This window comes from Paraburkholderia sp. 31.1 (genome assembly GCF_014397645.1).
Classification (GTDB): domain Bacteria; phylum Pseudomonadota; class Gammaproteobacteria; order Burkholderiales; family Burkholderiaceae; genus Paraburkholderia; species Paraburkholderia tuberum.
On record NZ_VZQN01000040.1, the window covers coordinates 39,573 to 63,648 of the forward strand.

At 60.7% G+C, this 24,076-nt stretch carries 21 protein-coding genes and 1 pseudogene; 12 read left to right on the plus strand and 10 right to left on the minus strand.

Features of this window, described 5'->3' with window-relative positions:
• Positions 1-12: 12 nt before the first annotated feature.
• Both F6X37_RS27190 and F6X37_RS27195 read right to left on the minus strand, forming a co-directional pair.
• Positions 13-474, minus strand: coding sequence for a hypothetical protein (locus tag F6X37_RS27190; RefSeq protein WP_187613431.1), 462 nt, complete (start codon positions 472-474; stop codon positions 13-15).
• Between the two features lie 183 nt (positions 475-657).
• On the minus strand, positions 658-1,080 hold the full coding sequence (locus tag F6X37_RS27195; RefSeq protein WP_184044736.1) for an ACT domain-containing protein: 423 nt from the start codon (positions 1,078-1,080) through the stop codon (positions 658-660).
• 163 nt (positions 1,081-1,243) lie between these two features.
• On the opposite strand from F6X37_RS27195, the gene F6X37_RS27200 reads away from it, so the two are divergent.
• From F6X37_RS27200 to F6X37_RS27220, 5 genes are all read left to right on the plus strand, one after another.
• Positions 1,244-1,453: a hypothetical protein gene (locus F6X37_RS27200; RefSeq protein ID WP_187613432.1), complete on the plus strand. Its 210-nt coding sequence runs from the start codon at positions 1,244-1,246 to the stop codon at positions 1,451-1,453.
• A gap of 239 nt (positions 1,454-1,692) precedes the next feature.
• On the plus strand, positions 1,693-2,598 hold the full coding sequence (locus tag F6X37_RS27205) for a S1C family serine protease (RefSeq protein ID WP_184039521.1): 906 nt from the start codon (positions 1,693-1,695) through the stop codon (positions 2,596-2,598).
• 18 nt (positions 2,599-2,616) lie between these two features.
• Entirely contained in the window at positions 2,617-3,285 is a 669-nt protein-coding gene (locus F6X37_RS27210; RefSeq protein WP_187613433.1) for a response regulator transcription factor, read from the plus strand.
• A 289-nt stretch (positions 3,286-3,574) separates the two neighbouring features.
• Entirely contained in the window at positions 3,575-3,763 is a 189-nt protein-coding gene (locus F6X37_RS27215) for a hypothetical protein (RefSeq protein ID WP_187613434.1), read from the plus strand.
• A 70-nt stretch (positions 3,764-3,833) separates the two neighbouring features.
• Positions 3,834-5,008, plus strand: a protein-coding gene (locus F6X37_RS27220) for an IS3 family transposase (RefSeq protein WP_187613435.1) whose coding sequence is annotated in 2 segments (ribosomal slippage) — positions 3,834-4,089 and positions 4,089-5,008 — 1,176 coding nt in all. Because the reading frame shifts where the segments join, the coding sequence is not laid out codon by codon here.
• Between the two features lie 39 nt (positions 5,009-5,047).
• Here the strand turns inward: F6X37_RS27220 and F6X37_RS27225 are convergent.
• Positions 5,048-5,236, minus strand: a complete 189-nt coding sequence (locus F6X37_RS27225; protein ID WP_187613436.1) for a hypothetical protein — start codon at positions 5,234-5,236, stop codon at positions 5,048-5,050.
• Positions 5,237-6,127: 891 nt separating this feature from the next.
• Between F6X37_RS27225 and F6X37_RS27230 the strand changes: the two genes are divergently transcribed.
• From F6X37_RS27230 to F6X37_RS27240, 3 genes are all read left to right on the plus strand, one after another.
• Entirely contained in the window at positions 6,128-6,781 is a 654-nt protein-coding gene (locus F6X37_RS27230; RefSeq protein ID WP_187613437.1) for a LysR family transcriptional regulator, read from the plus strand.
• Between the two features lie 760 nt (positions 6,782-7,541).
• Positions 7,542-8,834, plus strand: a complete 1,293-nt coding sequence (locus tag F6X37_RS27235; protein ID WP_187613455.1) for an NAD(P)/FAD-dependent oxidoreductase — start codon at positions 7,542-7,544, stop codon at positions 8,832-8,834.
• Positions 8,835-8,865: 31 nt separating this feature from the next.
• Positions 8,866-9,270 (plus strand): DUF3331 domain-containing protein, encoded by a 405-nt coding sequence (locus F6X37_RS27240; protein WP_222944948.1) that lies wholly within the window; start codon positions 8,866-8,868, stop codon positions 9,268-9,270.
• A 290-nt stretch (positions 9,271-9,560) separates the two neighbouring features.
• Here F6X37_RS27240 and F6X37_RS27245 read toward each other — a convergent pair.
• Positions 9,561-9,953: pseudogene (locus F6X37_RS27245) on the minus strand (transposase); the annotation flags it as partial.
• 551 nt (positions 9,954-10,504) lie between these two features.
• Positions 10,505-11,377 (minus strand): LysR family transcriptional regulator, encoded by an 873-nt coding sequence (locus F6X37_RS27250; RefSeq protein ID WP_187613438.1) that lies wholly within the window; start codon positions 11,375-11,377, stop codon positions 10,505-10,507.
• Between the two features lie 112 nt (positions 11,378-11,489).
• Between F6X37_RS27250 and F6X37_RS27255 the strand changes: the two genes are divergently transcribed.
• Entirely contained in the window at positions 11,490-12,887 is a 1,398-nt protein-coding gene (locus tag F6X37_RS27255; protein ID WP_262420036.1) for an MFS transporter, read from the plus strand.
• 199 nt (positions 12,888-13,086) lie between these two features.
• Here F6X37_RS27255 and F6X37_RS27260 read toward each other — a convergent pair whose 3' ends face one another.
• The 3 genes from F6X37_RS27260 to F6X37_RS27270 all read right to left on the minus strand — a co-directional run bounded on the left by F6X37_RS27260 (position 13,087) and on the right by F6X37_RS27270 (position 18,033).
• Positions 13,087-13,764: a carbonic anhydrase gene (locus F6X37_RS27260; RefSeq protein ID WP_187613440.1), complete on the minus strand. Its 678-nt coding sequence runs from the start codon at positions 13,762-13,764 to the stop codon at positions 13,087-13,089.
• Between the two features lie 10 nt (positions 13,765-13,774).
• Positions 13,775-15,097 carry a DUF2254 domain-containing protein gene (locus tag F6X37_RS27265; protein ID WP_187613441.1) on the minus strand — a complete coding sequence of 441 codons (1,323 nt, stop codon included), beginning with the start codon at positions 15,095-15,097 and terminating at the stop codon, positions 13,775-13,777.
• 170 nt (positions 15,098-15,267) lie between these two features.
• Complete coding sequence (locus F6X37_RS27270) at positions 15,268-18,033, minus strand: MGH1-like glycoside hydrolase domain-containing protein (RefSeq protein ID WP_187613442.1); 2,766 nt, start codon at positions 18,031-18,033, stop codon at positions 15,268-15,270.
• Between the two features lie 203 nt (positions 18,034-18,236).
• Here F6X37_RS27270 and F6X37_RS27275 point away from each other — a divergent pair, with 203 nt between their 5' ends.
• A complete protein-coding gene (locus tag F6X37_RS27275; protein ID WP_187613443.1) occupies positions 18,237-19,958 on the plus strand; it encodes a dihydroxy-acid dehydratase in 1,722 nt (573 codons plus the stop codon).
• A gap of 220 nt (positions 19,959-20,178) precedes the next feature.
• Here F6X37_RS27275 and F6X37_RS27280 read toward each other — a convergent pair whose 3' ends face one another.
• Together F6X37_RS27280 and F6X37_RS27285 are read right to left on the minus strand one after the other, a co-directional pair.
• A complete protein-coding gene (locus tag F6X37_RS27280) occupies positions 20,179-20,412 on the minus strand; it encodes a hypothetical protein (protein ID WP_262420037.1) in 234 nt (77 codons plus the stop codon).
• A 76-nt stretch (positions 20,413-20,488) separates the two neighbouring features.
• Positions 20,489-22,216 carry a methyl-accepting chemotaxis protein gene (locus tag F6X37_RS27285; RefSeq protein ID WP_187613445.1) on the minus strand — a complete coding sequence of 576 codons (1,728 nt, stop codon included), beginning with the start codon at positions 22,214-22,216 and terminating at the stop codon, positions 20,489-20,491.
• A 363-nt stretch (positions 22,217-22,579) separates the two neighbouring features.
• Between F6X37_RS27285 and F6X37_RS27290 the strand changes: the two genes are divergently transcribed.
• Together F6X37_RS27290 and F6X37_RS27295 are read left to right on the plus strand one after the other, a co-directional pair.
• Entirely contained in the window at positions 22,580-22,888 is a 309-nt protein-coding gene (locus tag F6X37_RS27290) for a DUF4148 domain-containing protein (protein WP_090811061.1), read from the plus strand.
• Positions 22,889-23,357: 469 nt separating this feature from the next.
• Positions 23,358-23,999 carry an NmrA family NAD(P)-binding protein gene (locus F6X37_RS27295; protein WP_262420038.1) on the plus strand — a complete coding sequence of 214 codons (642 nt, stop codon included), beginning with the start codon at positions 23,358-23,360 and terminating at the stop codon, positions 23,997-23,999.
• Positions 24,000-24,076 lie beyond the last annotated feature (77 nt).

A 24,076-nucleotide genomic window follows, 5' to 3' on the forward strand; every position in this document is an offset into this window, starting at 1 on the left:
CCAACGGGACGATCAATGCGGCTCGCCGAGGCAAGCGTCGGCAACATCGACGATCGGCTCGCTGTCGGCGTGAGCTTGAGGAAACCGGTCAACGCACTTGATCTGAACGTAGGTCCACCACGTTCCCGGTGGATCGTGACCCAGCCACATCACAGTGGCTGCGACCTTGGTTCGCAGCCCCCATTGGCGCCAGTCAGCACCTGTTGGCGAAAAGTTTCCGTGAATGTCCTTGTACAGGTTACGGTCCAACCCGTATCGCTTCAGATAGGGCGGGTTGATGCGCTCCTCGGGCGTAGCCGGCTCGCCACGTGCGATGCCCGCTTGCGCCAGGGCCGCGTCCCGGCGGAAATCGCTCACGGCATGGCCGACCAGCGACAGCTCGAACAGCAATGCCCCGCCAACTGCCATGCAAGTCGCGATCATGCAAAGCGAGAGCGCCCAAAGCACCCGCCTTCGGGTCGTCGGTGTCTTCATCACTGTCGACCTCCTACCGGCATCGGGATTCGCCGCCATGCCCGGCGCTTCGTTCGCCATTCAAATGGCCGCTCGGCTTTGTCGCAACGGATTTGAGATGGTCGACGGCAGTCGTGTCAGACAGAGTGGCCCCCTTGCCTCGTCAGCAAGAGCCAAGCCGGTTTGCAGTCCGGTACGGGTACTTCAGGCCCTTTGTAGAAGGTCAATCGCCTTTTCGGCATCGTCCAACGAGTCCACCGCGAGATACGCAATGAACTGCGTGCCAAGTACAGCGGCCGAGACGCCGCGAAGGTTGATCCCCCCATCCGCCAACATCTGGGTCAATTGCGCGATGATGCCCAACTGGTCCAGACCCATTACACGGACGGAGTGAAGGCTCGGGGTGACGCTGAACCCCGCCTGTGTGGCGGCACGGATCGCACTTTCTCCCTGTAGCGGAGCGACAAACACGACTCCCTTACCCGCTGCCTCTGGCGTTCGACGTGCCACGACGAACTGCAAGTCGACACCAGCATCCCGCAAGACGCTTAAGACCTTCGCAAGGCCTCCCGGTTTATCGTCGATGGTAGCTGCCCAAACCTCGACCCGTTCCACGCTCAGTTCCATGGCCGTCCCTCCCAGTTCGAACCTCATTAGAAAAATCTACTTCACGAACGGCACGCGGGCAAGGACTGTCGGACTACGCGCCGCTCGGCGAGCCGCGTCCAACTTGCTGCTACTGAACATCTGTATCAAGATCAAGTCGCCTCATCACAAACAGGCGACTCTCATGACAGACGATCCCGATGGCGATCCTGCTACCGATCCCGACAAACTGAAAGGCCCAGGCGGCATGAGTTTGAGGCAGATCCACGAACAGGTTCAGAAGTCCGTCCAGCGCGACTGCGAAGCGCAGACTGCGCGCCACGCGCCCGCTCCACCGCAAAGCCGCTGGCAGCGGTGGGTTCGCTATGTATGGGGCCGTAGCGAGCGGCGCTAACCGCAGTTTGATGAGGGACGTGCTGGTCGCAGACCAGACTCGTTGCATCGTGAAGTCCGCATTGCATCCACCCGGCTACCCATTTGGGTGGTGTGCGCCCCCCGTCGTTCTGTCATTGTGAACCCGTCGTCATAACGCTAGCTGGACAGGCGAGCAAACGTCGACGCGAAGCACTGGCAGGTCACACGCAATTGAAGGGGCTTGAAATGGAAACCACATCCTCGAGCGGAAATCCTTTGATGGATCTCTCGGACAATCTGGCAGACATCGTCGCGCGAGTCGGGCGGAGTGTCGTCGCAGTACACGGCCGACATCGCATGCCGTCGAGTGGCGTAATCTGGCGACGTGGCGTCGTCGTGACGGCTGCACACACGCTCAGGCGTGAGGACGGCATCGAAGTCACGTTGACCGACGGTCGTACGGTCGCCGCAGTCCTCGCGGGCCTGGATCTGGGGTCCGACGTCGGCGTGCTGAAACTGGACGGCGTGGATCTCGACCCGATCGGTTCCGGCGACGCCCACTCACTGAAGCCGGGTCATCTTGCGCTCGCTGTCGCACGTGCGGACGATTCCGGCGTCAGCGCCGATTTTGGCGTGATCGGCAGCATAGGTGGTCCTTGGCGCACGTGGAAAGGCGGACAACTCGATGCGTTCGTGCGACTGGACGGCGGTCTGCGCCCGGGTTTCTCCGGGGCGGCCCTCGCGGACATGCGCGGGCAGGTCATCGGCATCTGCACCTCGGCACTGATGCGCGGCGCCGGCATCGTGATTCCGGGGATGACCGTGGAGCGCGTCACCGATGAACTGTTGGCTAAAGGGCGCGTCTCGCGGGGCTACCTTGGTGTCGGCACGCAGCGGGTCGGCCTGCTGGACGCCTGGGTCAATAAAATGAACCTGTCGTTCAGCAGTGGATTGCTGATCAATTCGCTTGCGCCGGGCGGCCCTGCGGAGCAGGCGGGCGTGCTGATAGGCGATGTACTGATCGAACTGGACGGCAAGCCTTGCCGCGACATGGGTGACGTAAGTGCGGCGCTGGGCTCCGCAAGCATTGGGCAGCAGTTGCACATCGCCTTGATCCGAGGCGGCGAACGCCACGCGTGTTCGGTAACGGTGGGCGAACGCCCCCAACGGAATTCGTGCAGGTGACGTCCGGGAAGCGACCAAATGTCGGATGGACAGACGATACGGAGGGCGCCTTTACGGGTCGTAGTGATTGCGGCATCGTGGCAAGAGCGCGCAAGCCTGCAAGCGCTTGTCGAGGCGAACCCGGCACTTGAGTTCCTGGGTAGCGCGCCTGACACCGAAAAGCTCGTCGATTGCCTCGCCGGATCGGTGCCGGATGTGGTCGTCACCGACATCGCGCCGGAGGCGAGCGATGCGCTCAAGACGCTACTCGAACTCTCGCCCGCGTCACCGTCGCTCGTCCTGTTGAGCGACGACCCGGACAGCGACTGGATCTTCGATGCGTTGCCCGCCGATGCGGTGGCTATCCTGCCGCGCAACGCGGTGCCAGCTGAAATCGTCGTGTCCATCGAAGCCGTCGCCGCAGGCCTTTGCGTGCTGACGCCCGACATCCTCGCAAGGCTGCTGGCCGAAACAAGACCGTCGCGCCAGAAGGGATCCGGCGAACCGTTCGAAGCTTTGACGTTACGAGAGATCGAAGTGCTGGCGATGCTCGCCGACGGACTCGGCAACAAGGAGATCGCGCGGCACCTCGACATCTCGGACAACACGGTGAAATTCCACCTCTCGTCGATCTTCGGCAAACTCGGTGCGACCAACCGCACCGAAGCGGTGATGCTCGGCATGCGGCACGGATTCATCATGGTGTAGACAAGCTCGCGTTTCTCTACCCACGACACTAGACGACCTCATGCTCGAACGTTTTCCACCAACGTGGCAATCTGCACGAACTCGACATCAGGGCGTACCCCGTAGAGACCGGTGACCCGGTCGAGCAACTCATCGGTGAAGAACGCCTTGGCTGCGTCCTCTGATTCCCAAACGTAGAAGTTCGTGGCCTCACGCTTGGCGGAATTGAGGCGACGACTGGCACGAGAACGTCGAGCGCGCTCTGTATGCCCAGCGTCATTTCGACAGTGACAGGCAGGCTGCCGATGCCGTGCTTGATCCGCTCGAAGCGCAGATACAGGTCGGGCGCATCGAAGGCGAACGTCTGGTTGACGGCAACGCGATCCAGATCCAGTCGATCGACCAGCGGGCGCTCAGCTACGAGCAGTTCCGCCAGGTAATCGACGAGCCACGCAATCAGCATTTCGGCCAACCCGTGTACTTCGGCGCGACGAGCTGACGTCTGAGCTTGCCCGTAAAAAATGGATCCCTTGCTGAGTGTGTAAAACTCGCGCGAGGAGGAAGGAAAGATGGGTAATCCGAGAGCACGGTACACGCAGGAATTCATGATAGAAGCCGTGCGCATGGTCCGCAGCGGCCAGAGCATGGCGGCGGTGGCAAAGATACTAGCCATTAGCCCGAAGACACTGCACAACTGGGTTAAGGCCGATGCCGCTGGCAAGCTGAACGGCGCAGGCAAGCAGGTTTCTCCCGAACAGATGGAGATTGCCCGGCTGCGCGCGGAGTTGGCACGCGTGAAGATGGAGCGCGACATATTGGAAAAAGCCACGGCGTACTTCGCAAAGGTGTCGGATTGAAGTACGCCTGGATTGAACTTCACAGCCGACAATGGCCGGTTTCCCTGACCTGCCAGGTGCTGGGTGTCAGCCCCAGCGGTTACCATGCCCGCAAGGCCCGGGACGTCGATACGGAGCGTCCGCGCCGACGTATCAGCAACGACGCCCTGCTGGTCCACATCAAGGCCGTGCACGCTGAATCCAAAGGCGAGTACGGCTGGCCGCGGGTGTGGAAGAAGCTGCTTGGCCAGGGCATTCGCGTCAGCAAGGATCGTGTCCAGCGGCTCATGAAGCTGCATGGCATCAAGGCGAAGACCAAACGCCGCTTCAAGGCCACCACCGACAGCAACCACAACCTGCCGGTCGCGCCGAACCTGCTGCAACGCGATTTCTCGCCTGCTCGCCCCGATCAGGCCTGGAGTACGGACATCACGTACCTCTGGACTGACGAGGGCTGGCTGTACCTTACGGTCATCCTCGACCTGTTCAGCCGTCAGGTGGTGGGTTGGTCGATGCAGCCACACATGCGCACGGAGCTGGTGTCTGACGCGCTGCGTATGGCGTGGTTTCGCCGCCGGCCGGAAGCGGGCCTGATCGTCCATAGCGACAGGGGTAGCCAGTATTGCAGTCATGACTTCCAGGACCTGCTTAAGGGCTACGGCATGCGCAGCTCGATGAGCCGTCGAGGAAATTGTTGGGACAACGCGCCGACCGAAAGCCTGTGGGGATCGCTCAAGCGAGCACGCATCCTTGGCCAGCGCTTTGCAACGCGTCGCGAAGCGATGGACGAGGTAATCGACTGGTTGAGCTTCTACAATCATTCGCGATTGCACTCGACGTTGGGCTACGTCAGCCCGATGCAATTCGAGCAGGACTGGCACGCCGCCCAGAACCAACGGGTGGCATAATCTCCGCTCAGTTAAGGGATCCGAAATTCGCGGGCAACGTCAGTCGAAGATGCCGGTTCTTCCTTGCGGGCCACCCAGACCGTGCCGCGGTACATCGCGGATGTACCGCAACGCGAAGATCACTCGCCGGGCACGCAGCACCTTGCTGATCCCACCTTGCGCTCGCAGATTCTCGACCGAAGAAATGTCTGCGAATACTGAAAGACCCGCGTTGGGATCGACGTACACGTTCGCTTTTCCCCGCGCTACCTATTGCGCGGGCGTTGTATGTGGGGTTGTGCTAACCATAGACCACGCTGTGGCAGAAGCCAGCCCAGTTTCTGCCGCTCGACCGCATTTTCGAGCGCTCATTCGAACGACTGCTCCACTTCGTGACCCGCCGGATACTCAACGCGGACTCCTCGGCCAATGCCGACCTTGGGGCGGGCTGGATTCTACGTCGGCAATGTGATGGATTGCCGACGGTAGCGGCGCCGAGCAGCCGGGCGACAGCTTCCGGCAAGGCGAACTCACACTCCCGACCCACTGCCGCCGTACGGCCCGGCTTCACCTCAAGGGCCGCCACCCTGAGCTGCCGTCCGGCGCACTGATAAGCGGACATTCCGGTGGTCATAACGTGCGCCACAGCCGGAAATGTGTCGGTGAATTGGCTGCGCTCCGCGACGAGGTCGTTGCGCTCCGCGTCGACGCGAGCCCGCTGTTCCGCAACGCTCGCTATGCGACGAAATGACCGTGCCGGCTTCTGCGAGCCCTTCTCCAGTCACGAACGCCTGTTGCAAGGCAATGACGTAGTGTTTGACAGTCATGTTTGATCCTCGGTTGATAAACGCGCCGCATGGTCGGAAAGGCGCGGTGGCATTGATATCCTCTCTCTGCCATGACTGGACCTGTTCGACGCGACAGGCTACCGAGCCGGCGAAATGCCGCTGGCTGGCGACAGTCTGCGCAGCAAGATCGACACCTATACCAACGTATCGCCGGCCTGACCACATGGATTAAGCGACGATCCCAATGTAGGGATGGTTCAATCGTTCGCCTCGGTCTATCGTTCTTCCAAGTCGGAAAGTCTCATTCCGCTGAAGAGCGACCCGAATCAGACAGCACGAGGTGAACGGTTCCATGGACAAGTTCATGAGCATGCGCATCTTCTCCGGAGCAGTCGAGGCGGGAAGCTTCAGCGTCGTTGCGGAGCATATGAGTTGCAGCAAGGGGAACGTATCGCGTGCCGTCCTGTCACTCGAAGACCAGCTGCAGGCGCGGCTCCTGCAACGCACGACACGTCGGGTATCGCTGACGGAACCCGGCAAGCGCTACTACCAGAAGTGCAAGAGGATCCTGGCCGACCTCGACGATGCCGAAGCCGAAGCACGCGACGCCCACACCCGCGCGCGCGGAAGACTCCGCGTTCACTGCGTAACCGATCTCGGCCTCGGACAGTTGACGCACTCGGTCATCGAATATCGCAGGCGTTTTCCTGCCGTTTCGGTGCATCTTAAGTTCCTGCCGCGTATGGCGAACCTGATCGCAGACGAGGTGGACGTCTCCATCGTGTCCGCGCCGACGCTGCCCGACTCGCGCAACGTCATTCAGTTATTCCCTGAGTGTCGTCTTCAACGCACGAGAGTGTTCGTCGTCTATTCATGTAGACATCATATCGACGCGAAGATCAAAACCTTCGTCGACTTTATGACGTCGCACCTGAGGGAAATGCTCGATAGCAGTTTCGGGAGCGTGCCCGCCAGTGAAGCGCTCAATCGCGTTGCGCAGATTTGATGGGCTTCGGGCCTTTCTGATGTACGCAATGCAACCTGAACCGTCAGACATTTATCGTTGTTGGTCAATTAAAAACGCGCTGTGTGACTTTCTTTCGCGCGTGATGGAGAACGCAAGATGCACACGATCAGATTACCTCGCATTCGGGCAGGCTATATCGTTGCCGCGTGTATTGTGGCAATTGCCGCAATGTGTGCGTCTCGAACGCCCGGTCTGATGCAGGCCATTCTCGTCGTCGGTGCGAATGCGCAATTGCCGCTCGAATGCCTGGCCGCAGAGAGTCCAGAGAACGCCGAGCCCTCGCCTGTTGCTACCGTCGCCGACCGTTCCGAATGGAGGCGCATGTCCCGACGCAAAGCCGCCCCGCCACGCAAATGCTAGAAGAATACAACTCTCCCGTGCGCATTCGACGCGAGCGCCGTAGCATGACTGGCTACGAGCGAAGCGTGACCAGTTTCAAGTACTGGACGTGGACTCACCGCGCACTTCATTCACCCGTTCTCATCGATACACAAGCGGTCGCGATCGGGCTGAATTTCTGAGGTGGAGACTCGCCCCGATGACGATCACGCACGAACAAGCCATGTCGATGAGCATCCCGTCCAAGCCGCTGGCCTACGACTCTCAATGCTGCGATCTTGCCATACCTAAACCGTACAGTTTCTTTTCGTTGACGTGGGCGGTGACCTTGATAACTATACTGTCCAGTATTGTAAAACGCGAAAGGGAGTAGGAGATCATGCAAGAGAGACATTTGACGATGCGCCAAATGACCCGGATCGTCATCGTCGGCGGCGGCATCGCTGGACTTCTGCTCGCGACCAGGCTGGGCAACACGCTTGGCCGCAGCGGCCGCGGTCAGGTTACGTTAATCGACAAAAGTGCAACGCATATCTGGAAGCCCATGCTGCACACCATCGCGGCAGGCACTCGCGATGTCCAGCAACAGCAGGTCATCTATCTCGCCCACGCCCGCGACCACGGCTTCAGCTATCAGCCAGGCGAAATGGAAGGCCTGGACCGCAATGCGCGCGTCGTGAAGCTGGCTGCGCTGCGTTCGCCGTCGGGGGAGGTCGTGATCGGGCCGCGCGCGGTCGAATACGATGTGCTGATTCTTGCGTTAGGGAGTCGCGCCAACGACTTCGGCACACCAGGCGTACTTGATCATTGCCATTTCATTGACAGCCAGGCACAGGCTGAAGTCTTCAACGAAGCATTGCGAATCCGTATATTCCGGAGCGTTGTGACGAATAGCCCGTTGCGCGTGTCTATCGTCGGCGCCGGAGCGACCGGCGTCGAACTGGCTGCGGAGTTGAGTCGCTTGCTCGAAGTGGCGTCGAGTTACGGCGACCCCGGCATCCGCTCACGTCTGCAGCTCACCCTTTATGAAAGCGCACCGCGCGTACTGGCGGCATTTCCGCCAGCGGTGTCGGAGTCCAGCGAGGCACAGTTACGGCATATCGGCTTCTCGGTACGAACGGGCACGCGAGTGACCGCCGCCGAACCCGATGGACTCCGGTTGGGCGACGGTAGCAAGCAACCGGCGGAATTGATGGTATGGGCGGCGGGCGTCAAGGCCTCTGATTTTCTAGGCAAACTGGATGGGATCGAGAGCAATCGTTCCAATCAGATCGCCGTCAGGCCAACCCTGCAGGCACAGGACGACGACACACTATTCGCCCTCGGCGACTGCTCGACGTTGACGCTCGCCGGCAATGAACGCCCTCTCGCACCCACGGCGCAAGTCGCCACGCAACAGGCACAACACCTCGCGAAGCACTTGCCGGACTGGCTCGGCGGGGGATCATTGCCCGACTTTGCATTTCACGACTTCGGCGCGCTCGTGTCGCTGAGCGACTACAACGCTTTTGGGACGCTCGGGCAGTTCGGATTCTTCCGCGGCGGGTTTATCAAGGGCCGATTCGCGCAGCTCAGTCACGCCATGCTCTATCGACAACATCAGCAGGCTTTGCACGGTTTCGGCAAGGCCATGATGCTGTGGACTGCCGAGCGGATTAACGGCTTCGTGCAGCCGAAGATACGGCTGAGCTGAGCGCCACCTCGCTTTTGACGGGAGTACTGCCATGGATCAATGCGTGACGGCCGACACTGCATGGCAGCGCACAGTCGGCCAACTCGATTTGGGATGCGCGCAACAATTGACGGCTCGGGTCAGGAATATAGTCGATTCGGGTGGATCGAGCCGTCTGCCGGTCAAGAATGGCGACGTTGCGATCGCGCTGCTCGATCGACCCAGTCCACGAACGGCCACGGTATCGTGGAGCGACCCTCGATGTTGCAAGTACGGCGAACAGCTTTGGCGCCTTGCTACAGCGAAACGATCGGGTATATGCGCTTTGAGCGGACAAGGCATCGCCGCAGGCGATGTAATCTACCGCCCCGCAAAGGTCGAGCCGCCTCCCGCAAACGCGGCTGCCATGATGCTCGCAACGTTAGTCGAGCTCGCCTTTACCGATCCATCTTGTTAGTTTTCGCGGGCATGTTTCGCTGTTGATCCTTCCCGGATCAACACTGCGCGACAGCAGCAGTTGCTGCCCGCGATCGATCAGTCAACTTGTATCCTCGAGCCACATACAGGACGTCGCCGATGCGCGCGAATGTCGCTTAAGGAAGGTCTGCACAACCCGCTTTTGAAGCATTACCTTTCACATCAAGCGCAGCCTCGGCCTTCAGATCTTTGTTGGCGAGTTGATTGCCATGGTTTTTCCGCGCGCCGGAGCGCTCCAACCAGACATGTGATCTTCATCGGCCCGGTGTTTCAAGCTTTGCGCAAAGCTCTACGCGCCATCCATAAATTGCCCAAAGCAAACAGCGTGGTGATCTGGGCGGTGTTCTTCATCAAACTACGATAGCGGGTCTTCATGTAACCGAACTGTCGCTTGAGGATGCGAAACGGGTGTTCGACCTTGGCCCGAATACCCGCCTTCAGGCGCTCGATCTGATCATAGATCGCGTCCAACGAGTCGCTCAGATCCAGTTTCCTGCGCTTTGCCGGTCGCATCGCCACATGCCAACGAACCGCGTCAGTCTCACAACGCTTTTCGATACCCTGATAACCGGCGTCCGCATACACGTCCGTTTCCTCACCATGCAGCAACGCTTGGGCTATGGTGATGTCGTGAACATTGGCCGCCGTTCCAATGACCGTATTACTCCGTGTTGTGGCTGCCAGTCCCCGCGCATCGTGCAGATACGCATCGTAGCGGCGCAATTCGTCAGCAATGTGAGTCGGAAGTGGTCTACAAGACCGGGCCTTGGCTTCGTGCAAACTGGTTGGCTTCATAACGGTCCCCTGAAATGGAACCGTTACTCCAGATCAACGCTGAAATTATGTCGAGTTCCCAGCTGAACCGCCTGCTGCCGGCCCCTTGTTTGCCGGGCCTCGTCGGCAATCGGCTCGGCTACTTTCCATAATCAACGACTTTGCATAATTGGCCAATGCCGACCTTGGGGCGGGCTGGATTCTACGTCGGCAATGTGACGGATTGCCGACGGTAGCGGCGTCGAGCAGCCGGGCGACAGCTTCCGGCATCGCGAACTCACACTCCCGACCCGAAGCAGTCCATCGGCCAGTATCTCTGACAGGCTGCTGTCCGCGCGCGAACAGACGCCGGGACAAGAACCCGATAGCTGTGGCATGGGCTATCTGCCGTGCCAGCCGTACTATTTCGATCGTAGGCGGCGGCCCTTGGCATCCGCCGTCTAACCGCTGATCGTAAAGGCGGAATGTTCCGCCACGATTTTCAGCAGAAAGTCCATCACTGCCCGTACTTGCGGCGAACGCCGCAAATCCCGATGCACAGCCATCCAGATATCACGCGAAAACCGTTCGCCGTCGTATGCGACGCGTTGTAGATTCGCATCGGTATCTGCCAGGAAGCACGGGAGGCCAGCTACGCCGGCGCCTGCTCGGGTCGCTGCAAGGTGGCCCGTGATATCGCTGATTTCGCAAGCAATAGGTCGCCCTCTTGCAACGCTCATCAACCACTTCTGCTGCGGCATGTCCGCGAATCCGGCGTCGTAGACGATGAACTCCCATGCAGATGGATTGTGCAGGTGCGGATAGTCCCTGCTCGCGTATAGGTCGAACGGCATACGCCCTAGCTTGCGTACGACGCTGGTCGCTTCCTCCGGACGAACCAGCCTTAAGGCGATATCCGCCTCCCTTCGGCTAAGGGAAACCTGTCGTGCCTGGCCAGAAACAGACAACTGGACGCCGGGATTTGCAAGCCGGAATTCCGCCAGATGCTTCACCAGAAAACTGGCCACTAGTACCGGCGGTGCGCTCAGCGTGACTTTGCCGCTAAGCGGGGATAGGCTGGCATCAAGGAACCGTTCAATCGCGTACGCGTTCTCTTCCATTCCCTGCGCGAGTTCGAACACGCGCTGCCCAGCGAGAGTGAGTTTGCAGGCCCTGGGGAGCCGTTCGACAAGGCGCGTCTTGACCTCGTCCTCGAGTGCGCTCAAGCGTCGGCTCACCGTCGCGTGATCAACCTTCAGATCACGCGCGGCCCCTGACAACGTACCGATGCGGGCGACAGCCAGGAAATGACGAATATTTTCCCAATCGAACATCTGTGCAATTTTTCAAGGATAGTGTGCGGTTTTGGGGAATATTCGCACAAAGGCGACATGCCTACCATGAGACTCGTTCAGTCGATAAGGGTCATTCCAGATGAGCATGTCTATGAGCCGCGATCAACGCGGCACTCTCGCCGCCGCAGGGCTGGGCTTTGTCGTTGTTTTGCTTGATGTCAGCGTTGTCAACGTCGCTCTTGACGCTTTGCGAGCCCGTTTCACCACGGACGTGACCGGCCTGCAATGGGTTGTCAACGCGTACACGCTGGCATTCGCGTCGCTGCTTCTCACCACGGGCGCCTTAGGTGATCGCTTCGGCGCAAAGCGAATCTTCACTGCGGGATTCGCCGTCTTTACTGTGGCATCGATTGCATGTGGGATCGCGTACTCGTTGCCGATTCTGGTGGCTGCACGCGTCGTACAGGGCATGGGCGCCGCGCTGTTGGTGCCCAATTCGCTGGCTATGCTGCGCCAGGCGTTCCCTGATACGGAGCAAAGAGGCCGAGCGGTGGGCTGGTGGGGAGCTGCCGGCGGAATTGCACTTGCAGCAGGACCTGTGCTAGGTGGGCTGCTGGTGACTCACGTGGGCTGGCGCAGCATTTTTCTGATTAACCTGCCGATCGGAATTGCAGGCGTGAGCCTTACTCTCCGTCATGCGGCGACAGCCGCACGGGCGCATAGCCGAAGCATTGACCTTGCCGGCCAGGTGGCGGCCATTCTGGCGCTCGTCGCTCTGACCGTGTGCCTCACGGAAGCGGCCCGGTTTGGATGGCATCATCCGTTGGTCTATGGTGCGCTACTGTTCTCAGTTGTTGCCACCTTGGCGTTTCTGTGGCTTGAGTCACGCCGTACGGAACCCATGCTCCCATTGGCTCTTTTTCGAACGACTACGTTCTCTGCGGCCTCGGCCGCCGGCGTCATCGTGAACTTTGCCTACTACGGTTTGATCTTTGTTTTTAGTCTCTTCTTTCAGATAGAGCAGCAGTTATCAGCTCAGTGGACCGGCTTCGCGTTTTTGCCCATGACCATCGTTCTGATGGCAGTGAATATCCTGGCGGGTCGGCTGCTCAACCGCGTCGGCGCAAAGAAACTCATGATTGCCGGCATGCTGATTGCCGCGTCGGGTTATCTGCTGCTGTTGCCGGCTCGCATAGACGGCTCGTACTGGATGCTGGTCGTGCCAATGCTCATAGCCGCAAGCGGCATTGCCTTAATGGTGCCGACCATGACAAACGTCACGCTGTCATCCGTGGATGCTTCCCGCTCGGGTATCGCGTCAGGAGTGCTCAACTCGGCGAGGCAGGTAGGCGGCATGCTCGGGGTGGCGGTGTTCGGGTTTTTCGTACGCGATACCCGTCCTGATGCATTTATGCAAGGTATGCATCTTTCCATCATGACCGCTGCGGTGCTCCTGCTGTGCGGCAGCGTGATGTGCCTGTACGGAATCAGAACGCCACGGCCCGTGCACATTGAGAACACTTCCAGGATTCTGGCCTCTGACAGATAAGACCCGATTCTTCAGGTGTGCAGTCGCGCGTTAACCGCAATGGCTCATGTATGCCTGTAAGCAGACACGCTGGATTTTAGCTGAATGCCCGTTGATGGCCGGAGCGAACATTGAAACAGAACTTGCCGTCTGCATCGCGACACAGGGATTGCTTTGGTCGCTAGCGACATGCCGGTCCCGTCGCGGACTTCGCAACCCGTCACCTCGCCCGTGCGGTAAGGCGCGCAATCATCCGATCAGCCATTGTGCGATCGATGACTGCGAATGAGCGGCTCGTGCGCTCATAGGCATACATGGCGCCCGTCGCGATGTCGAACCACCAGCCGCTCAATACGAGTGCCCCGGCAGTGACCTGCTGGCGGACGATCGGGTAGGTCATCAGGTGCTCGAGTTGCACGAGTACGTTGAGTTGCGACAATTGATCGTGTGCTTTCAAGCTGTCGTCGAGCGGACCTTCCTGTTCAAGGCGAAACGCTGCGTTGTTGGCGTGGCATAGCCATTTATCGAGGTTTGGTGATTTCAGCTTGGCGTGCCTGGAGAATACGGCCTTCATCGCGCCGCACTCCGAATGTCCACACACGACAATATTCGCGACTTTCAACACCAGCACGGCATATTCGATCGCGCTTGCCTCGGAAAGATCTCCGGTAGAGACGCCCTCCGCAGTCGCCGGTGGTATCAGATTGCCCACGTTGCGCATCGTAAAGAGATCGCCGGGATGGGTCGATGCAAGCAGATCCGGCACGACCCGGCTGTCCGAGCACGTTATGAAGAGCGCATCAGGTGTCTGCGCGAGCGCGAGTTTGCTGAACTGCTGCGCGTATTGCGGCAGCATTTTCTCCCGGAATTCAACGATGCCCATGATGAGTTTTCGCATGGTTTGCCTCTCAAAGGACCGGTTGCCTTGCTGTCGAGCTTTCCGAGCCTCCAAGCCCTTGCGAGTCGGGGATACGGGCCAGCGCCAGGTCCTCCGGAAATGGATGCTTCGAGCCGATCGCACGGTCCAGCAGGGTCAGCTCGACACGCAAGGCGTCGTGACGATGCTCCGGCAAGCACTGAAGGAGATTCTCTATCGCCGCGCGCTGACGCCGCGCGATCTGAATGCTGCCCGCGCCGTACTGACGTATCTCGCGGAAACTGATATGCACGAAATCTTCCCAGTTCGGCGTTCGATAGATGACGCGCACAAGTCCGGACTTATCCGTTATCTCTTCGGTGTACAAAGACCGTTTTCCGACGACACGCAATAGCCGCTGCAACTGATCGATGGCCAACACGGCCGTTGTTGGATCGTTGATCGCTGCCGACAACGCTTTCAGCGCAATATCAACAAGGATGCGAAACGCGAACATAGGATCCTGTTCCATCGTGCGTTCAGTCCCGAAGGCAACCAGTGTACGCAGCCGGTTTTCATCGATTGCGTCAGAGTCTCCGTACAAATAAAACAAGGGTTCGTCCACCGCGACAAAGTCGCCGACTTGCGGCACGAATTCGATAACCGAGTTAGTGCGCCTCGCCTTGGCGACAAGTCTTTCGAGATTCACGGCCAGAACGATGCCGGATGTACCGCTATGGCGAACAATGCGGCCAGGGACGCCTCGCTCGTGGCCAAGTCTCGGCGGGGTGATTCGGCCCGTCGCGGGGTCGGGATAGACGCTTTCGATGACCGCGATCCCGTGCTCCCCAACCCGAGCCACGAGGCTTACTGGACGCAGGCATTTCGCCGCATAATCAATCAGGAAAAGGAATGCGACGACAGAAGCGAATCCGAATAGCGCTGCAATGAATACCTGAAGCTGGTGCACCTCGCTATCACCCATCCAGCCCAGGGTTCTGTTGGCGAACAGAAGCGTGAATACGAACAATCCCGAGATGCTGCGGATCACGTTATCGCGCAGCAAGGTCGTCGCGATGATCCGCGGGGTATATTGACCGCCAGCGACCTGGATTGCGACGAGCAGCGAACCGAAGGTAAACACCAGAAACGCCAGGTCAGCGGAAACGATGTCGCCGACAAGTGACCGCGCTCCAGTCATGGACAGCGCAAAAAGGCCGGTTTTCGGATCGAGGATGTCGTGTCCGATCAGCCACCTTCCCAGCATTTCAGTGAGCGGCTTTACCACGGCATAGATCGCCACCGCGACGAGCGGTACCGTCCACAGGGAAGATCTGAGGTAACTCTTCAAGCTGTACCAGCGGTTCCAGTCCATGTTTGCGCTCTTCCTACGATTCATGCGGCAGCGGAGGCCGAAACGTTCGCGGTTCGCCTTTGACGATGCACGTGACCTTCAGGTCGGTCAATCAGACTTTGGTCCGATAGGTCGAGGACATAGAGTTTCGGGAATCGCGTCTCGATCGATTGCGGATTTTCGATGCCCGTCTATCGCGCCATCGCGGGCAGCGCGTCTTCGGCGACGGGCGCGCCTGCCGGCACCTTTTCGGCAGTGACATCGGTCGCCACGTGGGCCAGCTTCATCAGACGCGGCTGAAGCAGCAGCGCGACGAGACCGCTCCAGCCGGTCTGGTGCGAAGCGCCGACGCCACGTCCGCTGTCGCCGTGAAAGTACTCGTGGAACAGCACGAGATCAGACGAGCGCGGGTCGGCCTGCAACTGCGGATAAGCCGCCATCACGGGCCGCACGCCGTGCTCGTCCTTGAGAAAGAGGGTAGTGACACGCCGCGCGAGACCGTCGGCGATCTCGCTGAGCGAGCACCGGTTGCCCGATCCCGTTGGATATTCGATGCGGAATTCGTCGCCGTAGTAGCGATGGAATTCATACAGCGATTCGATCAGCAGATAGTTGACGGGCATCCACACGGGCCCGCGCCAGTTCGAATTGCCGCCGAATACGCGCGAATCCGATTCGGCCGGCTGATACGCGATGCAGACATGCGCGCCGCCATGATCGAACTCGTACGGTGTATCGCGATGCACGCGTGACAGCGCGCGCACGCCGTGATCGGACAGAAATTCGTCTTCGTCGAGCGCGCGGCGCAGCAGTGCCGTCATCCGGTATCCGCGCAGTAGCGAGAGCAGCGTGGTGTTGCCTTTGCCGGGTTCGGTCCAACGCGATACGAGTTTGGCCAGATTGGGCCGGTGATCGAGAAACCACGCGAGCCGTTCTCGCAGGCCGGGCAGGTGGCCGTATATGCGTTCTTCGAGCACATGCACGGCGAACAACGGAATCAGGCCGACGATCGAGCGAACGCGCATCGGCACACGGGTTCCGTCTGGAAGATGCAGTACGTCATAAAAGAATTCGTCGTGTCCGTCCCATAGCCCAGTTCTGCAACCTTCGCTGCAACCGACGGCTTCTGCGATATACAGGAAATGCTCGAAAAACTTCACCGCGATTTCGACGTACGCGTTGTTCGTCATCGCGAGCTCGAGTCCGATCTGCATCAGGTCGAGCGCATACGAGGCCATCCAGGCGGTGCCGTCCGCCTGGTCGATGCGGCCGCCCGTCGGCAGCGGGGAAGAGCGGTCGAAGATGCCGACGTTGTCTAGCCCGAGAAAGCCGCCCTGGAAGATGTTGCGGTCCTCTGCATCCTTGCGGTTGACCCACCACGAAAAGTTCAGCAGCAACTTGTGGAACATCACCTCGAGAAACTTGTGGTCACCGACGCCCGTGACTTCACGGTCGAGTTCGTACACGCGCCACGTCGCCCATGCATGAACGGGCGGATTCGCGTCGCCGAATGCCCATTCGTAGGCGGGCAACTGCCCGTTCGGATGCATGTACCGTTCCTTCACGAGCAACAGCAACTGTTTCTTCGCGAAGTCGGGGTCCACCATGGCGAACGCGGCGGCATGAAACGCGAGATCCCAGGACGCGTACCACGGGTACTCCCACTTGTCCGGCATCGATACGACGTCGCCGTTGCACATATGCCGCCAGTCGGCGTTGCGCCCGTGCCGGCGTCCTTTCGGCGGCTTCGGCTGACCGGGGTCGCCGTCGTGCCAGCGCGTCACGTCGAACTGGTAATACTGCTTCGTCCATAACATGCCGGCGAGCGCCTGGCGTTGCACGAGCCGCGCGTCGGCGTCGCTGATGTCGTGCTGGAGCGCGGCGTAGAACTCATCGGCCTCCGCGATCCGGCGCGCGAACAGCGCTTCGAAGTCGAGCGGCACGTCGTCGCGCGTGATGCCCGGTAGTGCCGCCGGACGCCAGCGCAGATATAGCACCGCGCGCTCGTGCGGCGCGAGCGACAGGGCCACATGCGCGGCGGCGCGGGTGCCCGCGTCGCGGCGTATTGCGTGCTCGTCGCCATCGACGAGGTAATCGTTGAAGCCATCCTTGAACGGGCCTGCGCCGGCGATGCCGAAAAGGCGGCGGACGTTGGTTTCGTTTTCGCAGAACAGCCATTCGATCGGCTGCGGCGCCGAGGCCGTGACGATCATCGTGCCCAGCGCGGGATTGTGCGCGATCACGCGCGCGCCCTCGGCGGACGCCGGCTCGAGCGTGAGCGACGGCTTGCCGGGCTTGCCTGACCACGCCCAGCGGTTGCGCGCCCAGAAGAGCGGCAGCACATGGAGTGGCGCGTGCTGATCCGCGCGATTTTCGACGGTTACGCGCATCACGATGTCGTCGGGTGTGCGCTTCGCGTACTCGATCCAGACGTCGAAATAGCGATCGTTGTCGAACACGCCCGTATCGAGGATTTCGTATTCGGGCTGATCGGCGCCGCGCCGGCCGTTTTCCTCGATCAGGTCCTGATACGGGTACGCATCGTGGGGGTATTTGTACAGCATCTTCATGTACGAGTGCGTCGGCGTGCCATCGACGTAGAAGTAAAGCTCCTTCACGTCCTCGCCGTGATTGCCTTGCGCATTGGTCAAGCCAAACAGCCGCTCCTTCAGGATGGGGTCGCGCCCGTTCCAGAGCGCGAGCGACACGCACCAGTCGAGTGGGTCGTTGCCGAATCCGGCAATGCCGTCCTCGCCCCAGCGGTACATGCGGCTGCGCGCATGCTCGTGGGGGAAATACTCCCATGCGGTTCCGTAGTCGCTGTAGTCTTCGCGAACGGTGCCCCACTGCCGGTCACTCAGATAAGGCCCCCAGCGGCGCCAGCAGTCGAGGTCCTGGCCATGCAGACGGAACCCTTCCTTCGAATGGAGCAGATCGTTTGCGCGTAGCGATGACATGTGACCTCCCAAACCGGGATCGACCGCGAACACGTTCAGTGCGTGAGTCCCCGCCCATCCCGTCACGCGTGCGGCGCCGGGCGGTATCTGGATGATAGGCGTCGTTTAGACTTATCGAGGTCGGAGGCCGCCTCGCTCCTGGTTTCATCTGACGTTTTCTTTCGCTATATCCGCGCTGTATTGCTGATCGTAAGGAACTGGAAATGAATCAAAAACCGCGTGGCCTCGACAATGGCCTGACGAACTACGGTGATCAAGATTTCGCGCGCTATCTGCGCCGGTCGTTTGCCAATTCGATGGGCTACACCGGTGAATCGCTCGACAAGCCGATCGTCGGGATCTGCACCTCGGAGAGCGGTTTCAATAACTGCCATCGCCACTTTCCCGAAATGATCAAGGCGGTCGAACGCGGCGTGCTCGCGGCTGGCGCATTGCCGGTCGTATTTCCGGTGATGTCGCTTGGCGAGGTCTTCCTTTCGCCGACTTCGCTGGTCTATCGCAATCTGATGGCGATGGCCGTCGAGGAAATGATTCGTGCCCAGCCGATGGATGCGGTGGTGATGCTCGGCGGATGCGACAAAACCGTGCCGGCGATGTTGATGGGCGCGATCTCCGCTGAGCGGCCCGCCGCAATGGTGGTGGCCGGTCCGATGATGACCGGGCGACATCGCGGCGAGCGGCTTGGCGCGTGCACGGACTGCCGGCGCTTCTGGTCGAATTTCCGCGCGGGGAAAGTCTCGGCGCAGGAGATCAGGCAGGTGGAGGGGCGTCTGGCGGTCACGGCGGGAACGTGTGCGGTCATGGGCACGGCGTCGACCATGGCGCTGATCGCGGAAACGCTGGGCATGATGCTGCCCGGTTCGGCGGCGATTCCGGCCGTGCACGCGGATCGTCTGCGCAATTGCGAAGAAACCGGAGCGCTGGTTGCGCGCATGGCGCTCAATGGCGGACCGAAACCGGCCGAGATCGTGACGCCCGCGTCGGTGCGCAATGCCTTGCGGGTGCTGCTCGCGGTCTCCGGTTCGACCAACGCCGTGATTCATCTGGCGGCGATTGCTGGTCGTATCGGACTGAAGATCGATTACGACGAGTTCAACCGGCTGTCTGATGAAACGCCCGTACTCGTGGATCTCAAGCCGGTAGGCAACGGCTACATGGAGGATTTCCATGCAGCCGGCGGGCTGGAGGGCGTTCTGCGCGGACTGATGCCCCAACTCGATCTGACTTGTCGCGATATCGCCGGGCAGAGTCTCGAGGAGCGTTTGAACAGGCCGCTTGCCGATCCGATCGATACGGCCGTGATCCGCTCGAAGGAGAAACCGGTCAGTCCCGAGGGCGGGCTGATTGTTCTAAACGGGAGTCTGGCGCCCGGCGGTGCGGTTCTGAAGCGCGCCGCCGCTACTCCCGAACTGCTCGAACATGAAGGGCGTGCCGTGGTATTTACCTCGCTCGAAGATCTGGCCGCGCGCATCGACGACCCGGGTCTGGACGTTCGCGCGGACGACATTCTCGTATTGCAGAACGCGGGGCCGCGCAGTGCTTCAGGCATGCCCGAGGCCGGCTATCTGCCGATCCCGCAGAAACTTGCACGGGCGGGGGTGAAGGACATGGTGAGGATTTCAGATGCGCGCATGTCGGGCACGGCGTACGGGACCATCGTGCTTCACGTGACGCCAGAAGCGGCGCTCGGTGGCCCGCTGGCGCTGGTGCGCAACGGTGATCGGATCCGGCTCTCGGCGCGGGACAAGCGGATCGATCTACTGGTCGACGAGGTCGAGCTGGCGCGTCGTGCCGCTGAGATTCGTCCGGCGGAAGGGATGTATGCGCGCGGTTACCAGCGGCTCTATCACGATCACGTGCTCTCTGCCGCGGCAGGGTGCGACTTTGATTTTCTCACCGCGTTTCCTTCCGAAGAGCTTAAGTAGCGGGTGCTTTTTCTACTCCCTGACCGAAGCGCCCGCGCGACTCGATCTGTTCTGCGCCTGATCAAGCGCAATCGACGAAGAGTTCATCCCTCACCGGAGGTGTCGTCGAAGATTGCGGATTGCCTGGGCCACAGTGTTTCGAGGCGACCCAGCAGATCACCCCTTCAGCGAATTTTTGAGAACGTCTTCATCCCATTCAAAAGCGGCCGTTCCGGCTCGCTCAAAGGGGCGAGGCCCGGCTTGGGCCGAGTATGGCGAGGATGACATTGGTGAGTTCGAGCATCGCCGAATGATATTCCGCGGGCAGGGGCACGTCGTCCATCAGGGACATGGCTTCTTCAATGCCCTGCCGGAATGACGTGGCGACCTTGGCGCGCTGCTGCGTCGTCAGGTGTGGTGAGGCTGCATCAAGAAACCTGCCGAGAACCATCGCCCGCGCGCCAAGCACGCTCATTTCCCTCGTGTTGGCGGTCACAAGTTTGCACATTCGGTGAAGTGCGTCGTTCGCATTGTCCAATTTTCAGATCCGCTCAGAATGCCTGCCAGTGCTCCGGACTGCTGCCGGTCGCAACCAGTGTGGTCGTGTCTGCGGTAACCAGGGGCGCCGTCTCCAGCTTTTTCAACGCTGGAGGACGTGACGTGCGAGCCTTCGGTGCCGGCCGACGCGGTTCGCTCCGTTGAGCCATCACGCGTGACGCGGAGGCGCCCCGGTCGGCAACCTTGAAGACTGCCACTGCGTCACGCAACGCTTGGGCCTGCTGGGCCAGCGACTGCGCCGCGGCCGAGGCTTCCTCGACCAGCGCGGCGTTTTGCTGGGTCGCCTCGTCCATCTGCGTGACGGCCGTATTGACCTGCCCGATGCCGGTGCTCTGTTCTTCCGATGCTGCCGCGATCTCGCTCATGATGTGGGTCACGCGCTGCACCGACCGAACAATTTCATTAATCGTGCTGCCAGCTTCCTCGACGAGCTTCGAGCCGGCATCTACCCGAGTTACCGATTCGCCGATCAACTCCTTGATCTCTTTGGCCGCCGTGGCGCTGCGCTGAGCGAGCGTGCGGACCTCCCCGGCCACGACGGCAAAACCCCGCCCCTGTTCACCAGCGCGGGCCGCCTCGACCGCGGCATTGAGCGCGAGGATGTTGGTCTGGAACGCGATGCCTTCAATCACGCTGATGATCTCGGCCACCTTGGCTGAGCTGTCGGAGATCCCGTGCATCGTCTCGACCACGCGTCCGATCACTTCCCCGCCGCGTTGCGCGATACCCGACGTCGTACTGGCCAGCGCGGTTGCCTGCTTCGCGTTGTCGGCGTTCTGGCGGACCGTCGACGTCAGCTCCTCCATGGACGAGGCAGTTTCCTCCAGCGAGGCGGCCTGCTCTTCGGTCCGTTGCGACAAGTCCAGGTTGCCGGCCGATATCTCCTGTGCGGCGGTATCGATCGACCGGGAACCGTCTCGCACGACACTGATCGTCTGAACCAGTTTGCTTTGCATCGCCTGCAGGCCGGTCATCAACTGCCCCATCTCGTCGCGCGTGCGAACCTCGACGCGCGAGGTCAGGTCACCATCGGCAATCGCCCTGAAATGGCCCAGTGCCTGGGCAAGGGGCGTGCCGATCGCGCGCTGCAGCGACCACCAGGCCAGTGCCGCCGCACCGAGCGCCATCAGCATACCGGCGAGGGCTACGCCGATGAACCCGTGGAAGCGGGCCTGCGAGGTCTCAAACGTCGCGCGGGCAGCCGTGATCTGCATCTGGCCCAGTGAATATGTGCCGCCGGTGAAATCGCTGAACAGCGACTGCGGTGTGTGCACGGCGACATCGGTGAGCTTCGCCGTATCGTGGGCGGCGATCGCGCTGAACATCGGTTCCAGGCCATTTGCGACGTACGCGTCGCGCTTCGCGTTCACGTCGGCCGCGCGGCTCGCCTCCTCGGGTCCGGAGAACGGCAGCGCGCGATACGCGTCCCACGCCTGCTTCGACTCAGCGAGCAGATCCCGGGCGATCTGCACTCGTTGGGGTACGTCCGGACTGGCCGGATCAAGCGCGATGAGAAGCAGCCAGAGGCGCGTCCTCGATAGTGCTACGTTTGCCCGACCGAGCGCCTCGGAAGAAGCCAGCCGGCTGGAATACAGCTCCTTCAAATCGTTGTTGCACATCGACACGCTGGCGATGCCCATGACGCCGCCAAGGACCAGCAGCACGGCGAGAAAAGCCATCGCCAGCGCCAGGCGGACACGGATACTTAGATTATTGAACATGGATAAATTAAATGGGAAGCCGATGACGAGGCGTGCGCAAGGCGCAAGAAGAAGGAAGCGAGCAGCGCAAGCGCCAACACATGATTGATAAACAAATCACACATGATGTTTGTATACGGCATTAACCCGTCAAACTTGATGTCGAACTGCTAACCGCCATTCCGTTCAAGCGTTTTTGTGCGGATAGACGCCTGGTGACGTTGCAGACGCGGAAACAAACAGTTGGGGCGAAAGGTACGTGTAAGTTGATAGTAACCAGATAAACTGACTTCAACGACTTGGCACTCAGGCTTCCGCCCCGGCGGTCGTTGTTTCGCTAACCCAGTGTTTTCTGTTTCTGACGCTCGCAATTGGAGATTCATCATGGCTAAAGCATTCATCCCCGTTCTCGCGCTCGTGTCGGTCCTCGCTCTGCCCACGGTTGCGTCCGCTCACAACAACGGTCCCCTGACGCGCGAGCAGGTGCGCGCAGAACTCGTCCAACTGCAGCAGGCGGGCTACGGCCGCAACCACGGTGACGCGCACTACCCGGCGCACATCCAGGCTACGCTGGCGAGCGTGGCGGCCCAGCAGCAGGCGCCCAGTGGCTACGGTGGCGTGAAATCGGGCTCGGCCGCTTCGGGGGCACCGACCCAGTGGGCCTCGGATCATTCGGCCTACAAAGGAGGTTGATTGGCGATCAGCCGGGTGGCCGGGCGCTTTCAACCGCCCGGCCCGGTTACACGCCGCGAGCGGCATCGTCGCGGCTTGCGGGTTCGCCGATGCGGCCCGTTACCGGCAGGAACAGCGTGAGCGGTTCATCGGTAAGCGGCACGAAGCCGTACTTTTGTAGAAGCTGGTGGCTTCATCGTTGATGGCGTCGACCAGCGCACTGAACGCCGAGGGTTTCAGCGGTGCTAACGACTACATCGAACGCATGCGCCAGAAATTGGGGAATCTGTCCGGACTTATCTAGATAGATATCCGACGTGCTGACGGAGAATCTCCGTTGAAGAAGCAATTGCATGACGAGAAGCACAGGGGACGAATTGACCGAAGGCGTCATAGATCAGCATGGCAATCGAAGTCTAAGCCGCCTAACACGGCGCTTGAAAAATAATCTGCCTCGACTTAGGAATCGTCTTCGAAGTCCCTTGGCCGAATGGTGCAGACCCTGAGCGTCGCACGGGAAGCGGGTGTGAAAGGCGTGGTTTATCTGTCGGTGTTCAAGGGCGCCGAATACGTCGACGTGCCGCACTTCACCGGCAAACATACGGTCGAGCGCATGATCGAACACCTCGACCTGCCGGTGACAGTGCTGCGCCCCGCGTATTTCATCCAGAACGACGTCCGGCAGAAAGACCCGCTGCTTTCGCACGGCGTCTACGGCATGCCAATTGGCGCGAAAGGCATTTCCATGGTCGACGTCCGTGATATCGGCGAGGCTGCCGCGCGCGAACTGCTGCGCCGCGAGCGTGGCTCAAACCCGCTGCCGCGCGAGACGTACGAACTCGTCGGTCCTGACGCGATCAATGCGCAGACCGTGGTTTCGATCTGGGCCGAGGCGCTGGGACGTCCCGTCCGCTATGGTGGCGACGATCTCGACGTCCTTGAGCAGCGCCTCAAGTCGGTTGCTCCTGCCTGGCTCGCATACGACATGCGGCTCATGATGGGCCGGTATCAGCAGGACGGCGCGGTCGCGTCCAGCGCGGACGTCGAGCGTCTGGCGACGCTGCTGGGACGGCAACCGAGATCCTATCGGGACTTTGCCGTCGCCATGGCTGCGGCGTGGGCTAAGGACTGACCTGCCAGGATACGCGATCGCGACTTTCAGAGGCTGGCACGCGCGACGGGGGCTTGACGGGGCCGACCCCTGCTCTC

What these genes read in the sequence shown, in the direction of transcription:
- F6X37_RS27190 (WP_187613431.1), bottom strand. Translation starts at nt 474, where the DNA reads ATGAAGACACCGACGACCCGAAGGCGGGTGCTTTGGGCGCTCTCGCTT.
- F6X37_RS27195 (WP_184044736.1), bottom strand. Translation starts at nt 1,080, where the DNA reads ATGGAACTGAGCGTGGAACGGGTCGAGGTTTGGGCAGCTACCATCGAC.
- F6X37_RS27200 (WP_187613432.1), top strand. Translation starts at nt 1,244, where the DNA reads ATGACAGACGATCCCGATGGCGATCCTGCTACCGATCCCGACAAACTG.
- F6X37_RS27205 (WP_184039521.1), top strand. Translation starts at nt 1,693, where the DNA reads ATGGATCTCTCGGACAATCTGGCAGACATCGTCGCGCGAGTCGGGCGG.
- F6X37_RS27210 (WP_187613433.1), top strand. Translation starts at nt 2,617, where the DNA reads ATGTCGGATGGACAGACGATACGGAGGGCGCCTTTACGGGTCGTAGTG.
- F6X37_RS27230 (WP_187613437.1), top strand. Translation starts at nt 6,128, where the DNA reads ATGGACAAGTTCATGAGCATGCGCATCTTCTCCGGAGCAGTCGAGGCG.
- F6X37_RS27235 (WP_187613455.1), top strand. Translation starts at nt 7,542, where the DNA reads ATGCGCCAAATGACCCGGATCGTCATCGTCGGCGGCGGCATCGCTGGA.
- F6X37_RS27240 (WP_222944948.1), top strand. Translation starts at nt 8,866, where the DNA reads ATGGATCAATGCGTGACGGCCGACACTGCATGGCAGCGCACAGTCGGC.
- F6X37_RS27250 (WP_187613438.1), bottom strand. Translation starts at nt 11,377, where the DNA reads ATGTTCGATTGGGAAAATATTCGTCATTTCCTGGCTGTCGCCCGCATC.
- F6X37_RS27255 (WP_262420036.1), top strand. Translation starts at nt 11,490, where the DNA reads ATGAGCCGCGATCAACGCGGCACTCTCGCCGCCGCAGGGCTGGGCTTT.
- F6X37_RS27260 (WP_187613440.1), bottom strand. Translation starts at nt 13,764, where the DNA reads ATGCGAAAACTCATCATGGGCATCGTTGAATTCCGGGAGAAAATGCTG.
- F6X37_RS27265 (WP_187613441.1), bottom strand. Translation starts at nt 15,097, where the DNA reads ATGGACTGGAACCGCTGGTACAGCTTGAAGAGTTACCTCAGATCTTCC.
- F6X37_RS27270 (WP_187613442.1), bottom strand. Translation starts at nt 18,033, where the DNA reads ATGTCATCGCTACGCGCAAACGATCTGCTCCATTCGAAGGAAGGGTTC.
- F6X37_RS27275 (WP_187613443.1), top strand. Translation starts at nt 18,237, where the DNA reads ATGAATCAAAAACCGCGTGGCCTCGACAATGGCCTGACGAACTACGGT.
- F6X37_RS27280 (WP_262420037.1), bottom strand. Translation starts at nt 20,412, where the DNA reads ATGAGCGTGCTTGGCGCGCGGGCGATGGTTCTCGGCAGGTTTCTTGAT.
- F6X37_RS27285 (WP_187613445.1), bottom strand. Translation starts at nt 22,216, where the DNA reads ATGTTCAATAATCTAAGTATCCGTGTCCGCCTGGCGCTGGCGATGGCT.
- F6X37_RS27290 (WP_090811061.1), top strand. Translation starts at nt 22,580, where the DNA reads ATGGCTAAAGCATTCATCCCCGTTCTCGCGCTCGTGTCGGTCCTCGCT.
- F6X37_RS27295 (WP_262420038.1), top strand. Translation starts at nt 23,358, where the DNA reads ATGGTGCAGACCCTGAGCGTCGCACGGGAAGCGGGTGTGAAAGGCGTG.